Source organism: Candidatus Omnitrophota bacterium, from assembly GCA_016209275.1.
Taxonomy (GTDB): domain Bacteria; phylum Omnitrophota; class Gorgyraeia; order Aquiviventales; family Aquiviventaceae; genus JACQWM01.
Map to the genome: position 1 here is coordinate 36342 of JACQWM010000029.1, position 24285 is coordinate 60626.

Here is a 24285-nt window from a genome sequence, read left to right on the forward strand (position 1 = left end):
TTTGACCGCAGCCTCATCTACCTTTTCTTTGCCTCACAAAAGCCCGTTGCGAAGACCATAGTTGATCATATCTTCCGAAAGTATAAGAACAAGGGAAAGTAATGGCAGAATATTCATCAATTGAATGGACGGATGCGACCTGGAATCCTGTAACCGGTTGCACAAAGGTTAGCCCGGGGTGCAAGCACTGCTATGCGGAGGCATTCGCGGAGCGATGGCGGGGTATCAAGGGGCATCCCTACGAGCAGGGGTTTAATCTAAGACTTTGGCCGGAGAGACTAGAGTTGCCGCTTCGCTGGAAGGAGCGGCGAAAGATTTTCGTCAACTCTATGTCTGATCTGTTTCACAAGGATGTGCCAGACGAGTTTATCGGTAAGGTCTTCGATGTCATGCGACAGGCGAACTGGCACATTTTTCAGCTTTTGACAAAGCGTCCTGAGCGGATGAGAGCGTGGTCAAACACATACTTCTGCTCGAGCGATTATCCCCCGAACGGCAAACACGTCTGGCCGGAGCACGTCTGGGCAGGCGTATCTGTGGAAACGCAGGCCTACGTCTCACGCATTCGTGATCTGCAACACGTTCCGGCGAAGATTCGCTTTCTCTCAATAGAGCCGATGCTTGGGCCAGTGGAGCTCGATAGCTCGCTGCTTGAAGGGATACATTGGGTCATCGTCGGTGGCGAGAGCGGTCCTTCTGCGCGTCCTATGAATCCTGAATGGGTCTACGCAATCCTGAAACAATGCAGACAGCATTGCGTTAAGTTTTTCTTCAAGCAATGGGGTGCCCACACGCCCGACGGACGACGGGTAGGCAAAAAAGCTGCCGGAAGACTCCTCAAGGGACGGACATGGGACGAGATGCCAGTGGAGCTAACGTTAGTGAGCTAATAATCCCACTAAATGAAACCACCTCTGGCGATCTCGGAATGGCGGAAGCAGGAGATGACATGGTCGTTGACCATGCCGGTCGCTTGCATGTGCGCGTAGCAGATGGTCGAGCCGACGAAGCGAAAGCCAAGACGCTTCAATTTCTTGCTCATCGCCTCCGATGCTTTCGTCGTCACTGGCAGATCCTTGATCCGCCGCCAGCGATTGACAATCGGCTTGCCGTCGACGAATTGCCACATGAGACGGCTAAAACTGCCCTGCGCTTCTTGAACCTCGAGGAAGGCGCGGGCATTGGCGATCGCCCCTTCGATCTTCAGCCGGTTGCGGATAATGCCGGCATCGCGCAGGAGTGCCTGGATCTTCGGCCGGCCATAGCGGGCGATCTTCGTCGGGTCAAATTGATCGAAGGCGGCTCGAAACGCTTCGCGCTTTTTCAGGACAGTGACCCAACTTAAACCCGCCTGCATGCCTTCAAGAATCAGGAACTCAAAGAGCTTGCGATCCTCATGCAGCGGCACCCCCCACTCGGTGTCATGATAGCTCATCATGATCTCGGGCTGGCGGCTCCAATCACCCCACTCGCAGCGCTGTCGCACCGCCCTCATCAGCAAATCCTCGGGAGCTGCTCGCCGCTGAACAAATCGAGCATCCGTTGAGAGCCAATGGCGTTGTGAACTGTCACCTGCGATGGGGCGGCATCCGCCACATACCCGATGAGGGTGGCATCGCGCCCCAATGGATGCGAGCGCATCAGCTCCAACGCCCGCGAGGCGTCATCGGCGGCGACAAAGGCCACGCACCGTCCTTCATTCGCCACATACAGCGGATCCAGCCCTAACAACTCGCACGCGCCGCGGACTTCTTCTTGGATCGGCAGCACGGTTTCATCGATGTCGATAGAGACCTTGGCAGCGTGCGCGATTTCAATCAGGCCGCTGGCCAGCCCGCCGCGCGTCAAATCGCGCAGGCAATGCACCTGCATCTTCGCCGCCAGCAGCCGTGCGACCAGATCGGCCAGGGGTGCTGTGTCGCTTTCGATGGTCGTCTCGAAATTCAATCCCTCGCGCACCGCCATGATCGCAATCCCATGACGCCCCAGATCACCCGAGAGCAGCACTGCATCCCCTGCCCGCACTTGACTCGGAGCAATCACCACACCGGCAGGCACGACTCCGACACCTGAGGTGTTAATGAACAACCCGTCGCCCTTGCCCTTCTCGACCACTTTGGTGTCACCGGTGACGACCGAGACGTTGGCCGACTTCGCCGCGTGCTGAATCGACTGAATCACGCGCCAGAGGGTCTCCATCGGCAGCCCTTCTTCTAGAATAAACCCAAGACTCAGCCAGAGTGGGCAAGCCCCGCACATCGCCAAATCATTCACCGTGCCGTTGACCGCAAGCCGGCCAATGTCGCCACCGGGAAAGATCAACGGCTGGACGACGTACGAGTCGGTGGTGAAGGCCAGCCGAACCCCCTGAAGATCCATCACGGCTCCATCATGCCGCATCCCAAGCCAGGGATTATTGAACGCAGGCAGCATGAGGCGCTCAATCAATTGTTGCGTGAGCTTGCCGCCGCCGCCATGGCCCAAGAGCACAGTTGGGTAGTCTGTCAGCGGAATGGGGCAGGCCAGCGGAAATCCTGTCGTGAGGCTCATGCGACGGCTTCCGATGGTGCGGCGGCCGGCCGCCGATACCGATAGTACGCCGCGCAGGCTCCCTCCGATGAGACCATGGTGGCTCCCAGGGGACGCTCCGGCGTGCATCGTGTTCCGAACGCCGGACATTCGATCGGCTTCTTGATGCCTTGCAGGATCAGGCCGCTGATGCACTCAGAGGATTCCTCCGCGCTCAGCGTTGCGACGTCGAACCGCAGCGCCGCATCAAACGCGTCGTAGGGCGCTCGCAATCCGAGCCCGCTGCGGGCAATCGGGCCGATGCCTCGCCATTTGCGCGGCACGATCTCGAAGACTTCGCGGATCGCCCACATCGCCTGCGCATTGCCCTCGCGCCGCACCGCGCGCGTGTATTGGTTTTCGACCTCGGCCCGGCCCTCTTCAAGCTGCGCAACACACATCAGCACGCCGTGCAGGATATCCAACGGCTCAAACCCGGTGACGACGATTGGCACGCGATACCTGGCGGCGATCGGCTCATACTCGGTGTACCCCATGATGGCGCAGACATGGCCGGCCGCCAGAAATCCTTGGACGGTGTTGTGAGGCGAGGAGAGCACGGCCTCCATCGCCGGTGGAACCAGCACATGCGAAACGAGCATCGAAAAATTCGTCAGATGCTGCTGCGAAGCCAACACCACCGCCATCGCGGTTGAGGGCGCGGTGGTTTCAAATCCCACGGCGAAAAAGACCACTTCGCGATCCGGATGCTCTCGGGCAAGGGCGACCGCATCCACCGGGGAATAGACGATGCGCACCTCCGCCCCGGCAGCTTTCGCCGCAAACAGATCCTGGGACGTGCCCGGCACGCGCAGCATGTCGCCGAAGCTGCAGAAGATCACCTCGGGCCGCTGCGCAATGGCGATGGCTTGATCGACGAGCTCAACCGACGTCACGCACACCGGGCAGCCCGGCCCGTGCACCAATGTGATGAGCTTCGGCAGCAACTCATCGATACCGAAGCGCACGATGGCATGGGTCTGGCCGCCGCAGACTTCCATGAGCGTCCAAGGGCGTTTGGTGATCTTCGTAATCGCCGAAGCGATGCCACGGATGGCTTTCGCATCGCGATACTCGTCAAGAAATCGCATCGCGCGGTGCGAGCTCCTTCAGTTCATCGATCTGCTGCAAATAGTCAAATACGCGGGTGGCTTCTGCCTCATTCACCTTGCTGATGGCGAATCCCACATGCACGATGACAAAGTCGCCCACGTGGGCGTCTGGCACAAACGACAGGTTCACCTGTTTCGTGATCCCGCCGAAACTCACGACACCGGCGCGAGCCACCCCTGCTGATTCCGTAATCTGAAGAATTTTCCCAGGAACGCCAAGGCACATCACGACACCGATCGGCTTCGTGCGACCGCGGCCAACTGCCCAAGCGCAATACCACCATCGTTGGGAGGTACCTGACGGTGCCAAAATGGTTCAAGGTCTTCGCGGCGCAAGCGAAGAATGGCGCGCTCAGTCAGCACGCGATTTTGGAAACAGCCGCCGCTGAGCACAACGCGCGGCAATCCAAGATGATGCGCGACCGTGACGATCGTTTCTGCCAACGCATTGTGGAACTTCGCGGCGATGATGGCGGGCGGCACAAGCATTTTAAGATCCGAAAGAATCCCTCTGACCAGCGGCTCCCAATCCAGCTGCTGATGGAAATTCGCCTCGTGGAATATCGTGCAAGGGATCAATGGCATGGAATAGCTGTCGTCTGTCTCAGCGCGCTCGGCGGCATGCTCAAGCGCCATCGCGGCTTGGCCTTCGAATTGACGTCCGTGGTGCAGATTGAGCAGCGACGCGACCGCGTCAAACAGGCGGCCGATGCTCGTGGTCCACGGCGATTGCACACCGCGCGAAAGCATGGCGGCCAGTACCGCGCGCTCGCGATCGGTAAGGCTTGCGATGGGTGCCAGCCGCGGGAATAGCGTTAGCGTATCAGGCTCCATCGCGATGAGCAATCCTAACGCGCTGCGGCGCGGCTCGCGGATCGCCTGCTCCCCGCCCGGCAGCCGAAACGGCCGAAGGTGCGCTACCCGCTCAACTTTCCTGTCATCGACGGCAAAATATTCTCCGCCCCAGATCATGCCGTCAGAACCCAATCCTGTGCCGTCCCAAGCTACGCCAAGCACAGCGTCGGAGAGCTCATTATCCGCCATGCACGAGAGCACATGCGCCACGTGATGCTGGATCGGCACAACCGGCCGCGCCTGCCGCTTCGCCCACCGGCTGGACTCGTAGTCTGGATGCAGATCACACGCGATCATCGTTGGCATCGTGGCATAAAAGGTTTGCAACGATTCGATGGCGCGCGTGAAGCCGTCAATCGCCTGCGGCGTTTCCAAATCCCCAAGATGCTGGCTCAGCACCGCCTGGTCTCCGACGGCGATGGCCACGGTATTTTTCAGATGCGCGCCGACCGCAAGACATGGTGGTGGCTCACCAGCAAGATTCACCGGCAGCGGCGCGTAGCCGCGCGCTCGGCGCAACAGCAGCGGCCGATTGGCCACGATACGCACCACCGAATCATCCACATGGCGCGCAATCGGCCGGTCATGCACCAGCCAGACATCCGCCACCGAGGCTAATCGCTGCAAGGCCTCGCGCTCATCGGTGCAGATCGGCTCTTCCGACAGATTGCCGCTAGTCGCCACGACTGCGAATTCTAGCTCGCGCAGCAGCAGATGATGGAGTGCTGTCATCGGCAGCATCACGCCAAGCCATGGATTCTTGGGTGCTACCGCCTCAGCGATCTGGATGTGTTCTCTTCGGCGACGGACCAAGACGATCGGAGCCACGGTCGACTGGAGCACGTACCGTTCATCTTTTGTGACCTCGGCATGCGCTTCAATCATCTCCATTGACGGATACATGAGCGCAAACGGCTTGGCCTCCCGGCCTTTGCGCAAGCGCAACCGCTGCACCGCCTTTTCATTTCGCGCATCCGCCATCAGATGAAAACCGCCAAGCCCTTTGACCGCCACGATGCGGCCGTCGCGAATCGCCTGCGCTGCGCGGATGAGCGCCTCATCGCGCGATGCGATCACTCCGCCGGCCGCATCCCAAAGCTGAAGCTGCGGGCCGCATGCCGGGCACGCATTCGGCTCGGCATGGAACCGGCGATTCATCGGATCGTCGTATTCCGCGCGGCAATCATTGCACATGGCAAACCGCCGCATGGTGGTCTTCGCCCGGTCATACGGCAATTGCTCAATGATCGAAAAGCGCGGCCCGCAATGCGTGCAGTTAATGAACGGATAGCGAAACCGGCGATTGGACGGATCACAACATTCGACGAGGCACGCCTCGCACGTCGCCAGATCCGGCAGCACGACCGCTGTCGGTGCGCCTTGGTCATCGCTTGGCCGAATAACAAACTGCGCCCCGCCCTCTGCGCCAATGGATTGCGCCTCGATGGTCTCAATCGCCGCCGGGGCTGGCAGCTCAGCGCCTAGCCGCTGTTGAAATGTTTCCAACTGCTCAGGCGAGCCTTCAATTTCAAGCGATATGCCGTGGCGGGTATTGACGACCCATCCGGAGAGCCGCAACTGCGTCGCTAACGTGTAGACAAACGGACGGAATCCCACCCCCTGCACCGCACCGGTAATGGTCAGTCGCCGGCGCTGGAGCCCCACGTGCTTGCCCGTGGGGCGGAACCGCTCCGAAGCCTCCGGCGAAGGAGGGTGAATCGCAGGCTGTGTCAACGTGGTTGAAGTCATGAGCCTACCTCCGAAGAAGCCTGCGCGCCAGTTCGTGGACTTCCTCATTGGCGAGTGCTTTCAGGCGCTTGCTGACCGTTCTGTAGAAATACGTTTTCTCCGTATTGGTCATCTCTGCGCCCTCCGCTCGCTTTCGTAACAACTCTTTTTGACGAGGCGTGAAGAGCTCGGAGAGCAAGAGTTCAAATTCCAAGGCATGCGTCTTCTCCCTGTCCTCCACTCCCTCCCGCGCGTTAACATAATACGTCCGGAAGGTATTTTTCAGTCGTTCCGTGGACAGCTCAAAACCGTTCATGGCCAGCGGCTCTGATTTCAGGAAGTGTGATTCGACATTCCGAAGGGTGTCCTCTCCATTCTTGCACTTGAAGAGCAGCGTCCGCGCACGCTCTTGCAAACTCTTCTCCAGGCCAAACAACCGAAAGAGGACGTAACTGAGCGCTAATAAACGGGCGAGACGCTGTGACCTCATCACCCCCAGCGCTTTCTCTGGGTTCCAATTGGGTGACTCCCATCGCAGATTCGTCTTTTCACGCAGGGCGTTCAGGAGAACGACTGCGAAGCCCTCTACGATGCGGCTTTCCCGCTGTCGCAACAGGCGTTCGAGCACCGTTTCAGGATCGCTGCGACGCACGGGCCTCATGAGGGGGTAACCATACGCAGCCAATTGTTCTACGAGCGCGTGTGTATCATGCGGCGTCATTTCGAAACACCCCTCGCCTTGGTCAGGAAGTGCTTGAGATTCTTGATGACACGCTCCTCGCTGACCTCATAGCGTGCGGTTTCTCGATATCGTTCCTCGAGCGCTCGAAGACTGACAGCTTCGTGCTCGAGCAATGTAAGACACGGGCATGTATATTTTTTGGCACTCATCTGTTCGCTCGACGTGCAATGACCTCCAGATGTTGCTGTGGTGTCTGGTAGTCCAGCGATTCATGGATACGCTCAGTTTTTGGAAAATCCTGGACGGTGCTCATGTTACAGATAGCTCAGGCGGAGTCAGGAGTTTCAAGGCGGCGGTCACTACTTTTCTCCGCCAGAGCCGAGAAGCGTGCCCTGCGCGAGCGGGGCTTCGAGAAACTGCTGCACGCTCAACGCTGAGCCGCCGACCGTGATGGTCTTGGCGACGGGGTAGCGCTTGATGAACGCCGTCAGGCCTGGGTGCGCCATCCGTCGCGATCCGCTTTTGACCTCAATCGCCGTCACACCAGCACCCTTGCGCGCCACGAAATCCACCTCCTCGTTCCCTTCCCGCCAATAAAACACCTCGACCCCTTCGCTCGCACCGCGATTGACCAGATGCGCGCCGACCGTCACTTCGACCAACCGTCCCCATCGCTGCGGATCCGCCCGCCACTCTGCAAAGGATTGGTTGCTCAGGGCGGTCATCAATCCCGTGCTCAGCGGCAGCCATTTCGGGCTTGAGCCTCGTCGGCGGACAGCAGACCCCGACCACTTGGGCAGACCGCGCAGCAGGAACGCCGATTCCAACAGGCGCTGATACGACGCCAATGTTTCGGTATGCCCGGCATCAGCCAATTGGCCCAGGATTTTTTGATACGACAGGACTTGCCCGCCGTACTCGCAGGCGAGCACGAAGAGCTGGCGCAGCAGGGCAGGTTTGTCGACGCGGTTGAGCAGCAGGATGTCTTTCGAGATGGCGGTCTCGATCAGCGAATCCTGCACATACTGGCGCCACCGCAGCTCATCAGCGATCAGCGCGGCAGCGCCCGGGTAGCCGCCGAAGTACACGTACTGATCCAGGGACCAGCCGAAGGCGTCACGGCATTCGGTCCAGGACCACTGAGGGCACCGGATGACCTCGAAGCGTCCGGCCAGACTTTCCTCCAACCCGCGCTGGACCAACAACGACGAGGAGCCAAGAATCACGACGTGTAATTGACGCTTCAGACGCGCATCTTCATCCCAGAGCCGCTTGACCTCGATCGACCAGTGGGATACGCGCTGCACCTCATCGAGCACCAAGACCGCCGGGGCTCCGGCGTGGCATTGCATCCGCGCGCGGTCCCACTGTTGCGCAATCCATTCAGTCGCGGGCGGAGCCGGCAGATCGGCGGCGGCATAATGCGACGGCATCGTAAGCTCACTGAGCACCTGCTGGATGGCAGTCGTCTTGCCCACCTGGCGCGGCCCGGTGATCACCTGCACAAAACGCCGCGGTTCACCCAACCGATGGCTGATGATCTTTGTAATATCTCGTTTATACATAGATAGTTAGCTCTATGAGTAATTTTACTCAATTGTGTGAGAAATATCAAGCTGCTACAGGACTTCGCGCGCGATCGATGTGACGACGCGGTCAATGGCCTGGGTAACCGATGGGCTGATGGTCGTACCGGCGTCGAACCGTTCGCCTTCGATGCCGTAGACAATCAGCTCGGCCGGCAGCCGGCCCATCGCCCGCGCCAGCTCCACCGCCTCAGCCACTCCAATGGCATGTGTCGACGAGGACCCGAAGACCTGAACCGGCAGCGGCTGATCATGCGCGGTAAAGCGATGCACGGTGCCGGCGGCCGAGCCTGATCGCACCGCGTCAATCAGAATGACGCGCGCTGTCTTGGGCCACTGCGCCATGAGGCTGATCCCTTCGCCGCCGGCTTCCTGAATGATGGCCGCTTTCCCCACCAGCGGCTGCAGCCGCCGCGCAGCCAGCAGACCTGCGGCGTCATCGCCGGCATACGCGTTGCCGATCCCAATAATGACCGTGTGTTTAGCGTTCAACGGTGAGTTTCAGGAAATGGGTCGCGCAGGAAATGCACGGATCATAGTTGCGGATCGCCTGCTCGCACTGCCACTGCAGCTGATCGTCGGGAAGGTCAATGCGCGGGGGGATGAATGTTCGCAAATCTTCTTCAATCATGCGCTGATTCTGCGAGGTGGGCGGCACGATCTTCGCCTCCACGATGTGCCCCTCGGCATCCAATTGATACCGATGGTACAGGATGCCGCGCGGAGCTTCGCTGCAGCCGAATCCTGTCGCTGCGCGGGGTTCAACCGGCACGAATGGCTTCGGCGGCGGCTCATACGCATCGATGATCCGCAGCGCTTCATCGCAGGCATACAGGACTTCCACCGCCCGGACGATGATGCTTTGAAATGGATTATTGCATGTCAGACCAAGCCCAGCACTCCGCGCCGCCTCCTGGGCGATCGGGGACAGCTTATCAAAGTTGAGACTGTAGCGGGCCATCGGACCCACATGATACGACCCCCGGGCTTGTAATTTCGCATGCAGCGCATTCGAGTGCGGTACCTGCTCTTCGACGACATGCTGCTCAAAGTCGCTGACAGCAATATCCAGTCCTTTGTTCGAGACGAGGCGGCCCTCGTTGAACGGATACTCATCGGGATGCCTCAGGGCGACGTATTCATACGGCTGGGAAAATTCTGGAAACGAAAGCTTCGCGACCCATGCCACCGTCTCGCGGGCGGCATCGCGAGCCCATTTCAGCTCCTCGGCCAGCGGGCCGAGCTCCGCTTGTGTCGGCACCCGGTAAAATCCTCCGACGCGAACGTTGATGGGATGGATTTCCCGGCCGCCGATGAGCGACATGATCGCGTTACCGGCCTTTTTCAAACGGAGGGCTCGCTCCACGATCTGCGGATGCGCCTTCGCCATCTGAATGGCATCCTCGCACCCTAGAAAATCCGGGGCGTGCAAAAAAAAGATGTGCAGCGCGTGGCTTTCGATCCACTCGCCGCAGTAGATCAGCCGCCGGAGCGCTCGCAATTGTCCATCCACCGTCACCCCGCAGGCATCCTCCATCGCATGCGTAGCACTCATCTGATACGCGATCGGACAAATGCCGCAGATGCGCGCGGTGATGTCCGGGGCCTCGGTAAAATCCCGGCCGCGCAGAAACGCCTCAAAGAACCGCGGCGGCTCATAGATCTTCAATTGCACGTCGGTGACCGCGCGGTCTTTGATTTTGATCAGCAAAGCCCCTTCGCCCTCGACCCTGGCTAAGGCCCCCACCGAAATTGTCTTATGCATGGGCGCTTTCGGTTCGAAACGGCTCGGCGTTGGCGTTAAAGGTCCGATACAGGCGCTGCCGTTGCTCCTCGCTCACACCGAGCACCGTCAACTGGCGGCTGAGCGAGGCGGTGTTCGCGGCCTCTTTCGGTCCGAAGCATCCGTAGCAGCCGCGATGGTACGCGGGACAGATCGCCCCGCAGCCGGCATGCGTCACCGGCCCAAGGCACGGAATGCCCTGGGCCACCATCACGCAGACGGTGCCGCGCCGCTTGCATTCGATGCACACGCTGGCCGACGACACATTTGGTTTGCGCCCTTTCAAGAATGCGCTGAGCACTTCCACGAGCTGCTGCTTGTTGATCGGGCAGCCGCGCAGCTCAAAGTCCACCTTCACATGTTCGGCGATCGCCGTCGATGTCGCCAGCGTTTCGATGTATTCCGGCTTGGCATAGACGACCGAGAGAAACTCGCGCACGTGGCCGAAGTTGCGCAGCGCTTGGATCCCGCCGGCGGTGGCACACGCCCCGATCGTCACCAGGAATTTGGACGCCTTGCGCACCTGCGTGATGCGCTGGGCGTCATGCGGAGTCGTAATCGAGCCTTCCACCAAGGACAGGTCATACGGCCCTTTGACCACCGCGCGCGAGGCTTCAAGAAAATTGGCGATCTCGACTTTTCCAGCGATGGCGAGCAGCTCATCTTCGCAATCGAGCAGGCTGAGCTGGCAGCCGTCGCATGAGGCGAATTTCCAGACGGCCAGTTTCGGCCGTTTCGGCGTACGCGCGCGCATATTAAATTTCCCGCCATTCAATCCACGAATGCAACGCCGAATACGGCAGCACCGGGCCGTTTTTGCAGATGAACATCGGGCCGAATTGGCAATGGCCGCACGTGCCGATGGCGCATTTCATGTTCCGCTCCATCGAGGCGAAGATGCGATCAACCGTCGCTCCCCGCTTGATCAGTTCGCGGGCGGAGAAACGCATCATGACTTCCGGCCCGCACATCATCGCCATGGTGTTGGACGGGTCGAACGTGGCGCGATGGAACAGCGCGGTCACCACGCCCACATGCCCGCGCCACTCGGCCGTGGCCCGATCCACGGTGACATGCACCTCCAGATCGAATCGCCCGCGCCACCGTTCCAGCTCTTTGCGGAAGAGCATGTCCTCGGGGCTGCGCGTGCCGTAGAGCAGCGCAATGCGCCCATAGCGATCGCGATGGGCCATCAGCTCCAGCACCGCCGGCCGCAGCGGGGCCAGCCCGATGCCGCCGGCGACGATCACGACATCATGGCCTTCGGCTTCGCGCAGCGGCCACGCGCTGCCGAAGGGCCCGCGCACGCCGACCGCGGCCCCTCGCTTTAACCCGCACAACGCCTTCGTCACCGCCCCCACGACCCGGGTCGTATGGATGAAATGCTGCGGCTGCCGAGGGCTGCCGCTGATCGAAATCGGGATCTCCCCCACGCCGAAGACGTACACCATGTTGAACTGCCCCGGCGAAAACGCGCAGGAAGCGGCGCCATCAGACGGCCCCGGCCCGACCCGTGCCGCCCGCCCCGACACGTGGCGGGCCGGGGGGACGGGCTGCAACGCCAGTGTTGAGGTATCAGCGGTTTCCCGGCGTACCGACTGGACCTTGAACACGCGCGGCACCATCGGATCCTCGCGCGTTGCGATCGTGGGATTAGGCGCTACTTGTGTAGACATCCAAGAGTTGCAACCTCGTGGCTTGCAAACGCTGGCCAAGGAGCTGGGTGAAGCGTTTCATCAACTCAAAGCCGAGTTTGGGATCGTGCTCGCATTTGCCGCGCAGACAGGTGGCGTCGAAGGCCAGCGCTCGCGTCAACTCAACTGCCCGGGCGTCAAACTGCTTGGTGTGCGGCGGGACGATCCACGACCAGCCAAGGACATCACCATCATCCAACGTTTCGATGGTAATCGCGACGCGGCCAGGCACGGCGATCTCAAGCGCAACCTTCCCTTGGCGAATCGCGAAGAATCGATTCGCTTGATCGCCTTCGCGAAACAGGTATTGTCCCGGCTGAAACACGACGTTCGACGCGCAGCCGGCCAGCAAATGCAGATACGCCTGGTCCAACTCTTTGAAAAACGGATGTGCGGCGAGAAAGGCGTCAAGCGGTTGTTCCTGCATGGCCGGTGTCCTCCTGTGAATTGGCGCGAAGCGCTTTGACTTCTTCGGTCAGGTCGATGCCCACCGGGCACCAGGTGATGCACCGGCCGCAGCCGACACAGCCTGACGTGCCGAACTGATCGATCCACGTCGCGAGCTTATGCGTCAGCCATTGGCGGTAGCGGGAGCGGATCGATGAGCGCACGCTGCCGCCGTGGAGATAGGAAAAATCCGCGGTGAAGCACGAATCCCACTTGCGCACGCGCTCGGCCTGCTTGCCGGAGAGATCCGAGACATCCTCCACCGTCGTGCAAAAGCAGGTCGGGCAGACCATCGTGCAGTTCGCGCAAGCCAGGCAGCGCGAGGCGACATCATCCCATCGCGGGTGCTCATAATTTTTATAGAAGAGCTCTTTCATGCCGGTGGTATCCATCTGCCGCCCCATCTGCTTGGCGGCCTGCTCAGAGCCGCGCTGAGCCTGGGCCAGGTCCTCGGCGCTGGCGGCTGGGAGGGCGAGCTCGCGCACCAACTCTTCTCCGCGCGGACTGCCGACCTCGAGTACAAAATAGTGCTGGTCTGTGGTGAGAATTTCCGTCAGGGCGAGATCAAAGCCTGTGGTGGCTTTGGGGCCGGTCTTCATTGAGACGCAAAAACACGTCCCGCCGGCCTGGGTGCAGTTGACGGCGATGATGAAGAGCTGCTCGCGGCGCGCGGCATAGACCGGATCGACCGCCGGCCCTTGGAGAAACACCCGATCCTGCACCGCAATGGCTGCGATTTCGCAGGCGCGCACGCCGAGGAGCGCTTGGCGCGGAGCCTCCGGGGGTTCAGGAATCACGCGAAAGCCGTCAGGCTCGCTCACTGCGCTCCAGAGCCGATGGACCGGCGGCAGCAAAAATTTCTTCCAGCTCTGCGGCCCGACGACAAAACCGAACACCGCCTGGTCATGGCGGCGTTTGAGGCGATACGTCCCGGCCTCCTGCTCTTCGGTCCAGCCGATGGGCAGCTCATCCACCGAGGAGAGCCGGTCATAGACGATGGCGCTCTCGCGCACGGTGGGGCCGATAATCTGGTAGCCGCGGCGCGTTAAGGCATCGAATAATCGCGGCAGGTCGGTCCGACTGAGGGCTGCCGTAGCGGGTTGAGAAGGCATGGGGGTTCGCCTGTTCGCGCTCGACTCACCTCAGCTGCCGAACGTAAAATCCGCGGTAGACGACTGGCCGGCCTGCACCGTGATCGGTGCCTGCCGAGTGCCGAGCTTCTCGTGCCAGGCTTCGAGCGTGTAGGTGCCTGGCGGCAGATCCTTGATGGTGAATGCGCCGTCATCGCCGGTGACGGCGAAGAACGGATGGGCAAGCACGTGCAGGTAGGCGACCATCCAATAGTGCACGTCGCATTTCAGCGGAATGCCGATTTCTTGCTGCTGCATCACCTTCGTGGTCTTCATGCCCTTCGTCGGCTGGGCGATGTTGAACCGCTGGCCGAGCTTGGATTGCGCGCGCACGTTGTGCAGCACATCGTCGTTGTTGATCACTTCGATCGGCTGGCCGGCCATGGCGGCCGCCACGTGCGGGAGGAACACGCAGCCAGTCTGCGCATAGGTCACCGGGGTCGCCGGCGGCGCGTACGTGCCGGGCACGGTGCTAGTGACGTAGACCAACACGTTCTTCAAGGTGCCGTTGCCATTGACGACGATTTCTTCGCCCATCGGCATCTGGTCTCCATGCGCGATCGCGCACTGCTTTTCCGCGCCGAAGTTCAGCGGCTTACGGGTCGGCGGCGTCCCCGCAAACGCCACGTTGCCGCTGACCGTGGCCCCGTCAGCCGCCCAGACCATCGGTCCTCGAGCCCCTGCCAGCAGCGCGGTGATGAGCATGATCATCCACCATCGTCCCTGCGTGCGTGTCATCGCTTCTCCTCCTTGTGTGCGTTGAGCAGCTCCTGAAAGGTCCGGACGCGTCCATGGGTGGCCGAGGCGAGTTGTTGCGCCTCCTCGAGGGTCGAGAGCGCGACGATCCCTCCACCCATGGGTGTCGCCATCTCTCGACTCTCGACGAAGACCGCGGCGTGCGCCGGCAGCCACTGCTGCGCCTGATACGCATGCACCCAGATGCGCATCGGGATCTGCTGACGCTGCGGCAGGCCGCGCGTCAGGCAGCCGATGTCGTCAAAGTGCGCTCTGGTCCCGTCAGCCAGCGTCACTGAGGCTGAAAACCTCGCTTCGCTGATGATCATGTGGCATGTGGCGCACGCATCCTCTCCAATACGAATGCGCGGGGGCGCATCGAGCGCGGGGCCCCCGCAGCCGAGTACCATGACGCTCAGCCCCGCAGCAATCGACCGCGCCGCAGCGCCGCTCATAAGGCGCCTCGACGCTGAAAGCCTGCCCATGCCAGGCCGACGGTCAACGCCATCCACCCGCAAAGCAGACTGATGAGCAGCGGCAGCAGCCATCCCCCCAGCACCGAGGCGGCGTAGAGCCCTGAGGATCCTAATCCCTCCAGATGGCCTTGCAGCGCTTGCGTCGCCGCCAGCTTGAAGACCTGTGCTGGGTTGCCGAGTGAGAGCCATAAGAGTTGCCCGGCACTCAGGCGCAGCACGATCGCCGTGCCCATCATCCCAAGATCGCTCAGCAGCACAACGCCCAGCCACACCACGATCGCCAGGCTCATCGCCGTGTTGGTGCGCCCGGTGAGCACGGAGATCAGCAGACCTAACCCAAGGTGAACGCACCCCAACAGCAGGGTCAGGCTGATCACGGCCAGATACGCGCCCATCTCGCTAAGGCCCGCGGCACGCGCGATCAACACCCCGCTCACACTGCATCCGAGCAGCACCACCGCGCCGAGGGCTGCGGCCGCACCAAAAAATTTTCCCAGCAGCACCTCGCCGATCGTCACCGGCTGGGCTAGCAGCGTCAACAAGGTGCCGCGCTCGCGCTCACCGGCCACGCTGACGGCGCCGATCAGTAGCCCCATCAGCGGCACAATCAGCACGATCAGATTGACCAGGCTCGCCGCCGTGCGGCCGAACCCGGCGATGCCTAACCCGCCCAGCCCGGAAAGGCCCAACCCGCTGAGGCCCAACGAGAGGACGGTAAACAACGCCGTAAACAGCGCAAACCACCGATGCCGGCGCGCTTCCCGCAGCTCCTTGCGCATGATGATGAACACCGTCGATGCATCCATGACCACATCCTTGAATTAGCTTCGCTGGGCTTGGCCGGATTCGATCTCAATATCCAGCACGTGGACATCAAGACCCTGGCGCTTCAGCGCGTCGACCGCTGCGGCGTGTTGCTCAGGCGGCACCATGATGCCCAGCAGCGCTTCGCGGTTGATGGCGCCGCGCACTTCCTCCGGTGTGCCGCAGCGCACCGCCCGCCCGCGCTCCAGCACGATCACGCGGTCTGCCAGCTTCATCGCTTCGCTCATGCGATGGGAGCACAGCACTAAGGTTTTGCCTTCGCCCTGCAAGCGCTTTAGCAGCGCGGTGAACTCTCCGCGGCTGCGCACATCCAGGTGGCTCGTCGGCTCATCCAGCAGCAAGATCGGCGGATCAGACAACAGCGCGATCGCCACGGCGAGCTTCTGCTTCATCCCGCCTGAGAGCGTGCGCACGAGCTGCCGTGCTGCGCCGCCCAACTGCCACGCGTGCAGCACATCCGTCGCGCGCGAGGCGGGCACTCGGCGCAGCTGCGCATACAGCATCGCGGCTTCCCAGACGGTGGCATCCCCTGGCAGCCCGAGCTCCTGCGGCACGTAGCCCAGCATCCATCGCACGGCCTTGCCCTCGCGCGCCGCGTCATGGCCGAAGACGCGAATCGATCCCTCAAACGGCAGCACGCCCAGCACGCAGCGCAGCACGGTGGTCTTGCCCGCCCCGTTGGCGCCCCAAAGCACGACAGTCTCGCCGCGCGCCACCTCGAAACTGAGCTGATCCACCGCCGGCTGCGCGCCGAACCGTTTCGTCAATCGCTCAACACGGATGGCGGCCGCCGGTGCTGCGGCGGGTGAGTCGGTAGTGCTCATGGGGCGGGCGCCGCCGGCATCGGGCGCATGCGCGGATGCAGGTCGGCCAGCATCGGGCGCGGCGCAAAAATCGGAAACAGAGCCGCGGCCGCGTCGATCGCGGTCGCCGCCGGGCTGCCGGCATAGAGCCGCAAGGCCGGGTGCGCATCGGCCAGCCGCTCAAAGAGCCGCAGATGACGGTACGGCACGTCGCCGATCCCGTCGCCGTCGGCATCAAAGCCGCGGTAATCGCTCCAGAAATTTCCGTCCCAGCGATTCAGCGCTGCGTCGGATTCCCCGTCGACCGAGACCTGCTCGCCGTTGTCCATGAAGCTGTTGCCGGAAAATCCGCTGGCGACCCCGGAGGGAACCAGCCGCAGGCCGATGTCGTTCGCCCCGATCACATTACGCGTAAACTGTACAGCGGCATGCTCCAGAAACACCCCGACGCGGTTGTCGGCGATGAGATTGCGGTCGATCCGCGTGTCCTCCATGTCTTTCAGGCCGAGCCCGAATCCTGAGGGGCCGCGGTTGCGCGTGATCCGATTATCGGACAGCCGCAGCCCGCGGCTGTACATCAGATAGACGCCGACCGAGTTGTCTTCCAAGCGATTCTGCCGCACGTCGGCGTCGTTGCAATACATGAAATGCAAGCCGTAGCGGCCGCGGCGCACGTTGTTGCGCAGCACTCGAATCCGCCGGGAATACCACAGCACCAAATCCCGCCCGCCGTCAATGCGATTGTCGGCGATGGTCACGTCATCGCTGTACCAGGTCTTGATGAGATCCCCGCGCCGTGCCACCGCCAGCCGATGGCTGCGCAGCTGGTTGCGGCGGATGACCGCGCCGGGCGCTCGGCGCAGCGAAATGCCGAAGAGCACGTCATCGAGCTGATTGTCTTCCACCACCGCCTCCGGCGCCCTCACCAGGATGCCGGTATCGCCCTGTGCGAGCAGATCGCCGCTGCGGCGGATGGTAAATCCGCTGAGGCGGATCTTGGGAGCGGCCAACTCCACCACCGTGCCAGCGCCACCGCCGTCGATCACCGGCTGGTGACGGCCGATCAACGTCACCGAACGCTGCACGATCACCGGGCCGGCGTGCACGCCGCCCTCGACCACAATCGTGTCGCCATCCTCGGCAGCGTCCAGCGCTGCCGCAAGTGTTGGCGCGCTGGAAGCCGACACCGTCAGCGTCTTGGCCCAGGCCTCGGAGCCGCCCAGGATCAGGGCAAGACTTACGCCGGCGGAGATCATCGTGCGCCGCGAGCTCCCGCCGCGCGCCCAGGTCAGCCACAACGCCGCCAGGACCAACCCGGCAGCGCCCGCGGCCAGCCAAAACCCGAGGTCGAACCCGGCGGATGAGTGGAATTGCGCGATCGTGCCTTCACCGACGATCTTCGGGACGAACGGCTTGACGGCGCGGTTCAGCGGCGCTTTCGGATCAAGATTCAATCCGTAGTCGCGCATCCAGAGGAGCAAATCCGCCGCGAAGACCGGGGGCAGCAGCAGGGTGGGCAGCGCGCCAAGCCTTCCCCACCGGCGGCGAACGGCGGCCGCCAGCAGCAGCCCGAGCACCGCAAGGATCAGCCCTGGGATGGCGATGGCTCGCTCCACTTTCGCGCCATGGGCGAGCGCTCGCATGCCGATATAGTGGTTAAGCGAATCGATTTCCCGGACATCGCCTTCGAGCCGATTGACATAGATAATGAGATGGAGGCCTTTGGGATACTGGGGGGCGGACACGCGCATCCGCCAGTAGGGATGAAAGGCGGAGGCGATGAGCAGCGCTGCAGCGAGCAGAAACACACCGCGACCCCATCCCCCAGCGCGCGGGATGGGGCGCTGATCAATCGGCATGGCGCCTCACGCGAACCGGATGGCGAGTATCAGGAACTTGGCGCGGCGGAGGACTCGGCGGCAACCTCGGCCTCTGGGGGTTTCACGAGGAAGTAGCCGGCCATTTCCAGGTGAAGCGCCGAGCAGAACTCCAAGCAGTAAAAAGGAAAGACCCCTTCTTTGGCGGCGATGAACTCCACCGTCGCGGTCTCGCCAGGCTCGATGCTGGCCGCGATATTATACCCCGGCACCGTGAAGCCGTGCGTGGCATCGCGCGTCCGCTCCAAATTCGTGATATGCCAAATCACGTGCTGGCCCTTGGTCACCTCGACATGCTCCGGATCAAAATGGCTGCGGATCGAGGCGGTGTAGACCTCGACGGTGTCGCCGTGGCGCTCGATCTTGCCTTCCAGCGACGCGTCCGCGCTCTTGGCCTGCTCCAGCGGATTCCAGCCGACCTCAGGATACACCTCCCAGGCTTTCAGCTTATCCGCCTTGATGATCTGGGCATAGTGCGGCTCGCCCATCCCGATGGGCATGTCATACAGCACCTGCATAGTATCGCCGGACTTCGACACATCGACGAGCTGCAGGTTTTGGGGCAGCAGCGGCCCCACGTTGAGAAATCGGTCGACCGACCATTTGTTCAGCGAGACGAGATACTTGCCGTCCGGACTGACCGTGTCGCCCTCGGCCGCGGCGATGTGCCCCACGTTAAAGTGCACCGGGACTTTGCTCACCAGGCTCCACGGTTTCTCCGGCGCTGTGTACTTGCAGTCGCCCATGGTCCAACGAGCCACGGCGCTCTCCAGAAAGAGGCTCGTGTACGCATAGCCCTGGTTGTCGAACTGCGTGTGCAAGGGCCCCAAGCCCAGCTCCACCTGGGCTTCCTTCACCGAATCGAATCGGATGATCGGCACCCCGTAGGAGTCTTTGCCTTCGAAATCTTGCTTGGCGATGGCGTCTTGAATCTTGTTGAAGTTGTAGATCGTCACGTGCGGATCGAGCTTGCCGGCGACGACGATGTGCGTCCCCTCAGGGCAGATATCGACCCCGTGAGGGCTTTTCGGCTCGGGGATGAAATACAGCAGCCCTTCCGCAATCGCCACCGGCAGGCGGATCACCTTGAAGCCGTTGATCATGTCGACCTTGCCCGCGGCGACGACCTGTGCGGCTTTCTTCCAATTGATCACGTGCATGTAGTCCATGTCGCGCTCGGAGGCCCCGGCTTCAAACGGCGGATTGCCGCTTTCCACACCGCCGGTCGCCATCTCGGTGTTGAACGAGTTGAAAAACACCCAGCCGTCGCTGACCAGCTTGCCGGCATCGGCCAGATCCTGCCAATACGGCGGCAGCTCGATAGCGAAGGATTCATCGACCATGATGCGCCCTTTGTCGCGGTTGAATTTCCAGAAGGCGGCGAAGCCGCGGTACTCCTGCTGGTATTGGCTGATCGGCGCGTACTTGCCGCCGAGGGGGGCAGCGTATTGGGAGGATTCGAACACGTAGTCGGTGTTGGGGGTCACGAACGCGGCGCCATGGTTGTTGACGAACACGGGGTTGGCGACGATTTGCTTCGTCTCGAAATCGCGCAGGTCGATCACCCCCATGCGGCCGTTGGCCTTATCTCCGATAAAGAGGTACTGGCCGTCATACTCGCCGTTGGTTTCGCTCAAGCCCGGATGATGCGTATCGGCCCATCGCAGCGGCGGAAGCCCGGCGCGGCTGTCATCGGCCCCATGGCCCATCGGGCTTTCTTTGACCCCATAGCCATAGCCCTGCCACGGCTCCGGCGTAAAGACGGCGATGGTGCGCAACAGCCGCATCGAGGGCAGCCCGATCGCGAACATCTGGCCGCTGTGGCCGCCGGAGGCGAACATCACATACTCATCTAGCTTGCCCGTCGGCATGAACGTGGCGACCGCGGCGGAGACATCGGCCGGGCTTAAGCCCCGCTCCTTGACGATGTCCATCGCGTCCTGCGGCAATCGGGCTGCCTGGATGGACGGCTGGCCGCCGCCGCCAGGAGCCGATGTCGTGGATTGGAGCGTCGCCTTGTGGTTGGCCGAGCCCTGCCATAACCCGATCACAAGACCAACCGCAAGACCAGCGCTTAAGATAATCCACAGCCGAGACGAACGCATCCTATTCTCCCTCGGTTAAGCGTACGAGCCTGCCTGTCCGTTAAGCTGGCGGAGACGTTACCAACGGCGCGACTTCTTCTTGTCCTTCACCTTGGCAGGCTGGGTGGCAACCGGCTGCTGCTCGCTTGCCGCGGCAGGCGGCGCTTCGATCGCCGGCGCTTCGATGATCGCCGGCGCTTCGGGCTCTGTTGCCGCAACCGGGGCAGGTTCAGGGACGGGGATAGCCGCGCTCTCCGGCTGTTGCGGCTCGGTTGATGACGTCACCGGCGGCTCTTGAACTTGGGCCGGTGCCGGCTCTGCACCCGGTTTTGAGGCCGGATCGCCGGGGTTGGTGCCGGCCTTCAGCTCATCGCCGTTGTAGACGCCGTCGCCGTCGTCGTCGTATTCCTCCATCCGCTTGAAATGCTCCGGGGTCATCGCCTTGATTGAAACAGCCGCCATGAATTTTTGCATCGCGCGGCCGTAATAATTCAGATTCTTCGCGCTGCCGGCCGCGGATTCATGGCAGGTCTTGCAGGAAAACTCCGACGCCTTGGCTGGATACGATTTCTTCAAGCTCTGCAGCTCTTGCGGCGAAGCCCAGACCGCCGCCGCGGTGGCGGCCATGACACTCCCGATGATCAGCCCGATGAGAAGATGACGCCGCTGCGCATGATGCATGAGAAACCTCCTCCGGTGTGGGGTGCGGTTGTTGCGCCTATTATACCGCACCGCGCGCGGGTGTCCAGGGCGGTGTTGCGCTATCTACTGCGCCGTGCTGAAGGGGCTAGCTCAAGCCCGAGTGGGCGATTGTGCTACACTTTCCGGCTCAACTGTAGCAGAACTTCACATAACTCATTGTAACACAATAAGTTACGTTTGACAAAATCCCGCGAATATGGTACGATGGTCTCGTAAAGCAACGAGGAGATCAGATGAGCCCTCACAGCCCTCAGGATCGCGCCACCGAGACTCGCGAACCTTCCGTTTTCGCGAACGTCTCCCCGCAAGACGCAGACTCCGGACGAGCGCCGGAGAGGCTCGTGCAGCTGACCGCCTGCTTTTTGCGTTTCGGCTCAGACGGCATCGAAAATATCCGGCAGCTGACCGCGCTCGCCGGCCAACTGCTCGGCGGGGCCTACGCGGTCTATTTCCGGATGGAGGGCGACCGGCTCTACGCCCTGGCCCAATGGCAAGTGCCGCCCGGGTTTCCGTGGAGCATTGAGGCCGAGGGGCGCGTGGGCACGGAAGAAATCCTCAACGGCTGCCAGGAATTGCACGTCGTGCGCCACCTGCCGGCGACGTCGTACGCGACCACCGACCCGCACGTTTCACTCTATCATCTGAAAACCGCCGTCAGCCAGGCGGTGAAATGCGGGGAGGCATGCGTAGGATCGCTGTGCGTGATGTTCCGGGAGGACATGCTTCCCAACGACGAGGATCGCGCGCTCTTCGCCATCCTGGCCTCCGCGATCCGCATCGAGGAGCAGCGGCGGGCCGCCGAGCAGATTTTAGCACGGGAGCAAGCGCTGGTCGCACAGCTCAATCAGATCACGATGGACCGCGAGGATCGTGTGATTGAATTAAAGCGGGAGGTCAATCAATTGCGCGAGCAGCTGGGGCTGGAGAAACCCTACCGAGTTTAGACCGCCACGCCGAGCTTTTTCATCCACCGCATCAGGCAAAACCGGCTCACCCCGAGCAGCTCCGACGCTTTCACTTGGTTCCAATTCGTTTTCGTCAGCGCGGCCAGAATCAATTTCCGATAGACCTGGTCCCGCCCCTGCCGAAGCGAGAGACTCCGCAGCTCGACTGGAATGCGTTCCTGGTGGTCGAGGGCGCGGCCAATCGCATCGACAAGCGCCTCGTGGCTGAACGGTTTGCCAAGGCTTTCAAACGCGCCCAGCGACTGATAGTGCTTGGCATCCTTGGGATCGCAGTAGGCCGAGACGAGGATGACCGGCAGATCCGGGCGCAGCCGCTTCATCATCGGCAGCAGATCGGTCCCTTCAATGCCGGGCATGCGAATGTCGAGCAAGACGATATCGAACGTTTCGGCTCTCAGGAGGGGGAGGGCTTGGGAACTCTCGGAGCACGCTGTCACGGCAAAGTGATGGCAGGTGAGCAGCTCGCGGTAACTGCTGACGATGTTCTCCTCATCATCAATCACCAGGATGCGCCGCTCCATCGAATCCTCCTGTGCAAAAGTATACCTGATCTGTGCGAAAAATTACCAGTGGGCGCACACAATCGCACGGAGATGTTGCACAATCGCACGGAAGGGATGAGCCGGACGGGCTTACAAGCCGGTGGCGGGGTCGAAGAGGCCTTCGAACAACACGCTGGAGAGATACCGTTCGCCGGAATCCGGCAGGATCACGACGAAGGTTTTCCCGGCACATTCCGGCAGCTTGGCCAACCGCACCGCAACCGCGACGGCCGCCCCGCAGGAAATGCCGGAGAGAATGCCTTCTTCTTTATTCAAGCGTTTGGCGTACTCGATGGCTTCATCATTGGTCACTTGCTCGACCCGGTCGACCATTGATAGATCCAGCGTGCCGGGGATGAAGCCCGCCCCGATGCCTTGAATCTTGTGCGGGCCAGGCTGCAGGGGCGCTCCGGAGAGCCGCTGCGTGATCACCGGGCTGTGCGTCGGCTCCACCGCCACCGAGAGGATCTTCTTGTTTTTCTGGAGCTTGATGTAGCGCGACACCCCGGTGATGGTGCCGCCGGTGCCCACACCGGAGATAAGCACATCAATGGCCCCGCCGGTGTCCTCCCAAATTTCCGGGCCGGTCGTCGTTTCATGGATCTTCGGATTGGCCGGGTTCTCAAATTGCTGCAGTAGCACGTAGCGGGCAGGGTCGCTGCGCTGAATCTCCAGAGCCTTATCAATCGCGCCCTTCATGCCCTTCGGCCCTTCGGTAAGAACGAGTGTTGCGCCGAAGGCCTTGAGGATCTTGCGCCGCTCGATGCTCATCGTCTCCGGCATGGTCAGCGTCAGCGGATAGCCGCGGGCCGCGGCCACAAACGCCAGGGCAATGCCGGTGTTGCCGCTCGTCGGCTCGATCAGCGCCTTGCCAGGGGAGAGCGCGCCGCGCTGCTCGGCATCCCACACCATGGCCGCTCCGATGCGGCACTTGACCGAGTAGGAGGGATTGCGGCCCTCGATCTTCGCCAACACCGTCGCCCCCGACGGCGCAATGCGATTGAGCTTGACCAGCGGGGTGCGGCCGATCGAGAGCGAATTATCGTCAAACACGCGCGGCGCCATGGCAGTAGGACCTATTATATCGCATCGGCTAACACGAGGGGTATTCTCCGAAAAAATCCCTCAACCCTGCCCCACCCACTGAATGCGCCGATGCGACTGCACGCAGTCCCTGAGGTAGAGATTAATCAAATTCTGATACGGCACTTCCATCTGATTCCCCATGGTCTTGAAATACTCCACCACATCCGCTCCCAGCCGAATCGTCACGGGCTTCTTGAGCAGCCTGGCATACGGATTTCGGCGGCCCTTCATCTTGGAAAACTCGTATTCTGCTCTCATGGGGTTTCCCTCCGGTAATGTTTCGCTTCGTGGCGCGTGGCTCGTCTTGCCGAAATAATTCTGATCACTGACTGCGCCTCTCTGACGCAATGACACACCACCAAGAGCCGCAACGTGAAACTCAACCCCAACATGATAAAACGATCCTCCCGCTCCGAATGATCGGGATCGAAGAACTCAATGGCGTTCTCATCGTAAAACACCGTCTGCGCTTCTTCGAAGGACACGCCGTGCTTCCGTCGATTCAACGCGGCCTTGGTTCTGTTCCACTCGAAGCGAATGTCATGCATATGTACAATGTAAATATACCACTCCTGCGGGATGCTTTCAAGGATTTTCACGGGCGG

26 protein-coding genes are annotated in these 24285 nt (G+C 61.6%); 2 read left to right on the plus strand and 24 right to left on the minus strand.

What is annotated here, in order from left to right:
- Positions 1–101: 101 nt before the first annotated feature.
- Positions 102–890 carry a phage Gp37/Gp68 family protein gene (locus HY737_04395; GenBank protein MBI4597626.1) on the plus strand — a complete coding sequence of 263 codons (789 nt, stop codon included), beginning with the start codon at positions 102–104 and terminating at the stop codon, positions 888–890.
- A gap of 8 nt (positions 891–898) precedes the next feature.
- On the opposite strand, the gene HY737_04400 is transcribed toward HY737_04395, so the two are convergent.
- From HY737_04400 to HY737_04495, 20 genes are all read right to left on the minus strand, one after another.
- Positions 899–1495 (minus strand): DNA-3-methyladenine glycosylase I, encoded by a 597-nt coding sequence (locus tag HY737_04400; protein ID MBI4597627.1) that lies wholly within the window; start codon positions 1493–1495, stop codon positions 899–901.
- Positions 1495–2550: a hydrogenase expression/formation protein HypE gene (hypE, locus tag HY737_04405; protein MBI4597628.1), complete on the minus strand. Its 1056-nt coding sequence runs from the start codon at positions 2548–2550 to the stop codon at positions 1495–1497. Before hypE ends, HY737_04400 begins: the two co-directional genes overlap by 1 nt.
- Positions 2547–3659, minus strand: coding sequence for a hydrogenase formation protein HypD (hypD, locus tag HY737_04410; protein MBI4597629.1), 1113 nt, complete (start codon positions 3657–3659; stop codon positions 2547–2549). The genes hypE and hypD overlap by 4 nt, the downstream gene beginning before the upstream one ends.
- Positions 3646–3906: a HypC/HybG/HupF family hydrogenase formation chaperone gene (locus HY737_04415; GenBank protein ID MBI4597630.1), complete on the minus strand. Its 261-nt coding sequence runs from the start codon at positions 3904–3906 to the stop codon at positions 3646–3648. The genes hypD and HY737_04415 overlap by 14 nt, the downstream gene beginning before the upstream one ends.
- Entirely contained in the window at positions 3906–6284 is a 2379-nt protein-coding gene (gene hypF / locus HY737_04420) for a carbamoyltransferase HypF (protein MBI4597631.1), read from the minus strand. Before hypF ends, HY737_04415 begins: the two co-directional genes overlap by 1 nt.
- Positions 6285–6288: 4 nt before the next feature.
- A complete protein-coding gene (locus tag HY737_04425; protein MBI4597632.1) occupies positions 6289–6984 on the minus strand; it encodes a hypothetical protein in 696 nt (231 codons plus the stop codon).
- Positions 6985–7304: 320 nt separating this feature from the next.
- Positions 7305–8510 carry an ATP-binding protein gene (locus HY737_04430; protein MBI4597633.1) on the minus strand — a complete coding sequence of 402 codons (1206 nt, stop codon included), beginning with the start codon at positions 8508–8510 and terminating at the stop codon, positions 7305–7307.
- 54 nt (positions 8511–8564) lie between these two features.
- Complete coding sequence (locus HY737_04435) at positions 8565–9023, minus strand: hydrogenase maturation protease (GenBank protein ID MBI4597634.1); 459 nt, start codon at positions 9021–9023, stop codon at positions 8565–8567.
- On the minus strand, positions 9013–10296 hold the full coding sequence (locus HY737_04440; GenBank protein MBI4597635.1) for a Ni/Fe hydrogenase subunit alpha: 1284 nt from the start codon (positions 10294–10296) through the stop codon (positions 9013–9015). Before HY737_04440 ends, HY737_04435 begins: the two co-directional genes overlap by 11 nt.
- Positions 10289–11068 carry an oxidoreductase gene (locus tag HY737_04445; protein ID MBI4597636.1) on the minus strand — a complete coding sequence of 260 codons (780 nt, stop codon included), beginning with the start codon at positions 11066–11068 and terminating at the stop codon, positions 10289–10291. The genes HY737_04440 and HY737_04445 overlap by 8 nt, the downstream gene beginning before the upstream one ends.
- Position 11069: 1 nt before the next feature.
- Positions 11070–11990: an FAD/NAD(P)-binding protein gene (locus HY737_04450; protein MBI4597637.1), complete on the minus strand. Its 921-nt coding sequence runs from the start codon at positions 11988–11990 to the stop codon at positions 11070–11072.
- Complete coding sequence (locus HY737_04455) at positions 11968–12435, minus strand: cyclic nucleotide-binding domain-containing protein (GenBank protein MBI4597638.1); 468 nt, start codon at positions 12433–12435, stop codon at positions 11968–11970. The genes HY737_04450 and HY737_04455 overlap by 23 nt, the downstream gene beginning before the upstream one ends.
- Positions 12416–13567: a 4Fe-4S dicluster domain-containing protein gene (locus HY737_04460; protein ID MBI4597639.1), complete on the minus strand. Its 1152-nt coding sequence runs from the start codon at positions 13565–13567 to the stop codon at positions 12416–12418. The genes HY737_04455 and HY737_04460 overlap by 20 nt, the downstream gene beginning before the upstream one ends.
- Positions 13568–13597: 30 nt before the next feature.
- Positions 13598–14323: a carboxypeptidase regulatory-like domain-containing protein gene (locus HY737_04465; protein ID MBI4597640.1), complete on the minus strand. Its 726-nt coding sequence runs from the start codon at positions 14321–14323 to the stop codon at positions 13598–13600.
- Positions 14320–14775 (minus strand): nitrous oxide reductase accessory protein NosL, encoded by a 456-nt coding sequence (locus tag HY737_04470; protein MBI4597641.1) that lies wholly within the window; start codon positions 14773–14775, stop codon positions 14320–14322. The genes HY737_04465 and HY737_04470 overlap by 4 nt, the downstream gene beginning before the upstream one ends.
- Entirely contained in the window at positions 14772–15602 is an 831-nt protein-coding gene (locus HY737_04475) for an ABC transporter permease (GenBank protein ID MBI4597642.1), read from the minus strand. The genes HY737_04470 and HY737_04475 overlap by 4 nt, the downstream gene beginning before the upstream one ends.
- A gap of 15 nt (positions 15603–15617) precedes the next feature.
- The gene (locus HY737_04480; GenBank protein MBI4597643.1) at positions 15618–16445 is read right to left on the minus strand and encodes an ABC transporter ATP-binding protein; all 828 of its coding nucleotides are present in this window, start codon (positions 16443–16445) and stop codon (positions 15618–15620) included.
- Positions 16442–18283 carry a nitrous oxide reductase family maturation protein NosD gene (gene nosD, locus HY737_04485; protein ID MBI4597644.1) on the minus strand — a complete coding sequence of 614 codons (1842 nt, stop codon included), beginning with the start codon at positions 18281–18283 and terminating at the stop codon, positions 16442–16444. Before nosD ends, HY737_04480 begins: the two co-directional genes overlap by 4 nt.
- Before the next feature lie 29 nt (positions 18284–18312).
- Entirely contained in the window at positions 18313–20406 is a 2094-nt protein-coding gene (gene nosZ, locus HY737_04490) for a Sec-dependent nitrous-oxide reductase (protein ID MBI4597645.1), read from the minus strand.
- 57 nt (positions 20407–20463) lie between these two features.
- Positions 20464–21066: a hypothetical protein gene (locus tag HY737_04495; GenBank protein MBI4597646.1), complete on the minus strand. Its 603-nt coding sequence runs from the start codon at positions 21064–21066 to the stop codon at positions 20464–20466.
- Between the two features lie 254 nt (positions 21067–21320).
- Here HY737_04495 and HY737_04500 point away from each other — a divergent pair, with 254 nt between their 5' ends.
- The gene (locus tag HY737_04500; GenBank protein ID MBI4597647.1) at positions 21321–22031 is read left to right on the plus strand and encodes a hypothetical protein; all 711 of its coding nucleotides are present in this window, start codon (positions 21321–21323) and stop codon (positions 22029–22031) included.
- On the opposite strand, the gene HY737_04505 is transcribed toward HY737_04500, so the two are convergent.
- From HY737_04505 to HY737_04520, 4 genes are all read right to left on the minus strand, one after another.
- Positions 22028–22573, minus strand: a complete 546-nt coding sequence (locus tag HY737_04505; GenBank protein MBI4597648.1) for a response regulator — start codon at positions 22571–22573, stop codon at positions 22028–22030. The two genes, HY737_04500 and HY737_04505, sit on opposite strands and share 4 nt — an antisense overlap.
- A 111-nt stretch (positions 22574–22684) precedes the next feature.
- Positions 22685–23659, minus strand: coding sequence for a cysteine synthase A (gene cysK, locus HY737_04510; protein ID MBI4597649.1), 975 nt, complete (start codon positions 23657–23659; stop codon positions 22685–22687).
- A 60-nt stretch (positions 23660–23719) separates the two neighbouring features.
- The gene (locus HY737_04515; protein MBI4597650.1) at positions 23720–23938 is read right to left on the minus strand and encodes a BrnA antitoxin family protein; all 219 of its coding nucleotides are present in this window, start codon (positions 23936–23938) and stop codon (positions 23720–23722) included.
- Complete coding sequence (locus HY737_04520; GenBank protein ID MBI4597651.1) at positions 23935–24228, minus strand: BrnT family toxin; 294 nt, start codon at positions 24226–24228, stop codon at positions 23935–23937. Before HY737_04520 ends, HY737_04515 begins: the two co-directional genes overlap by 4 nt.
- Between the last annotated feature and the right edge of the window lie 57 nt (positions 24229–24285).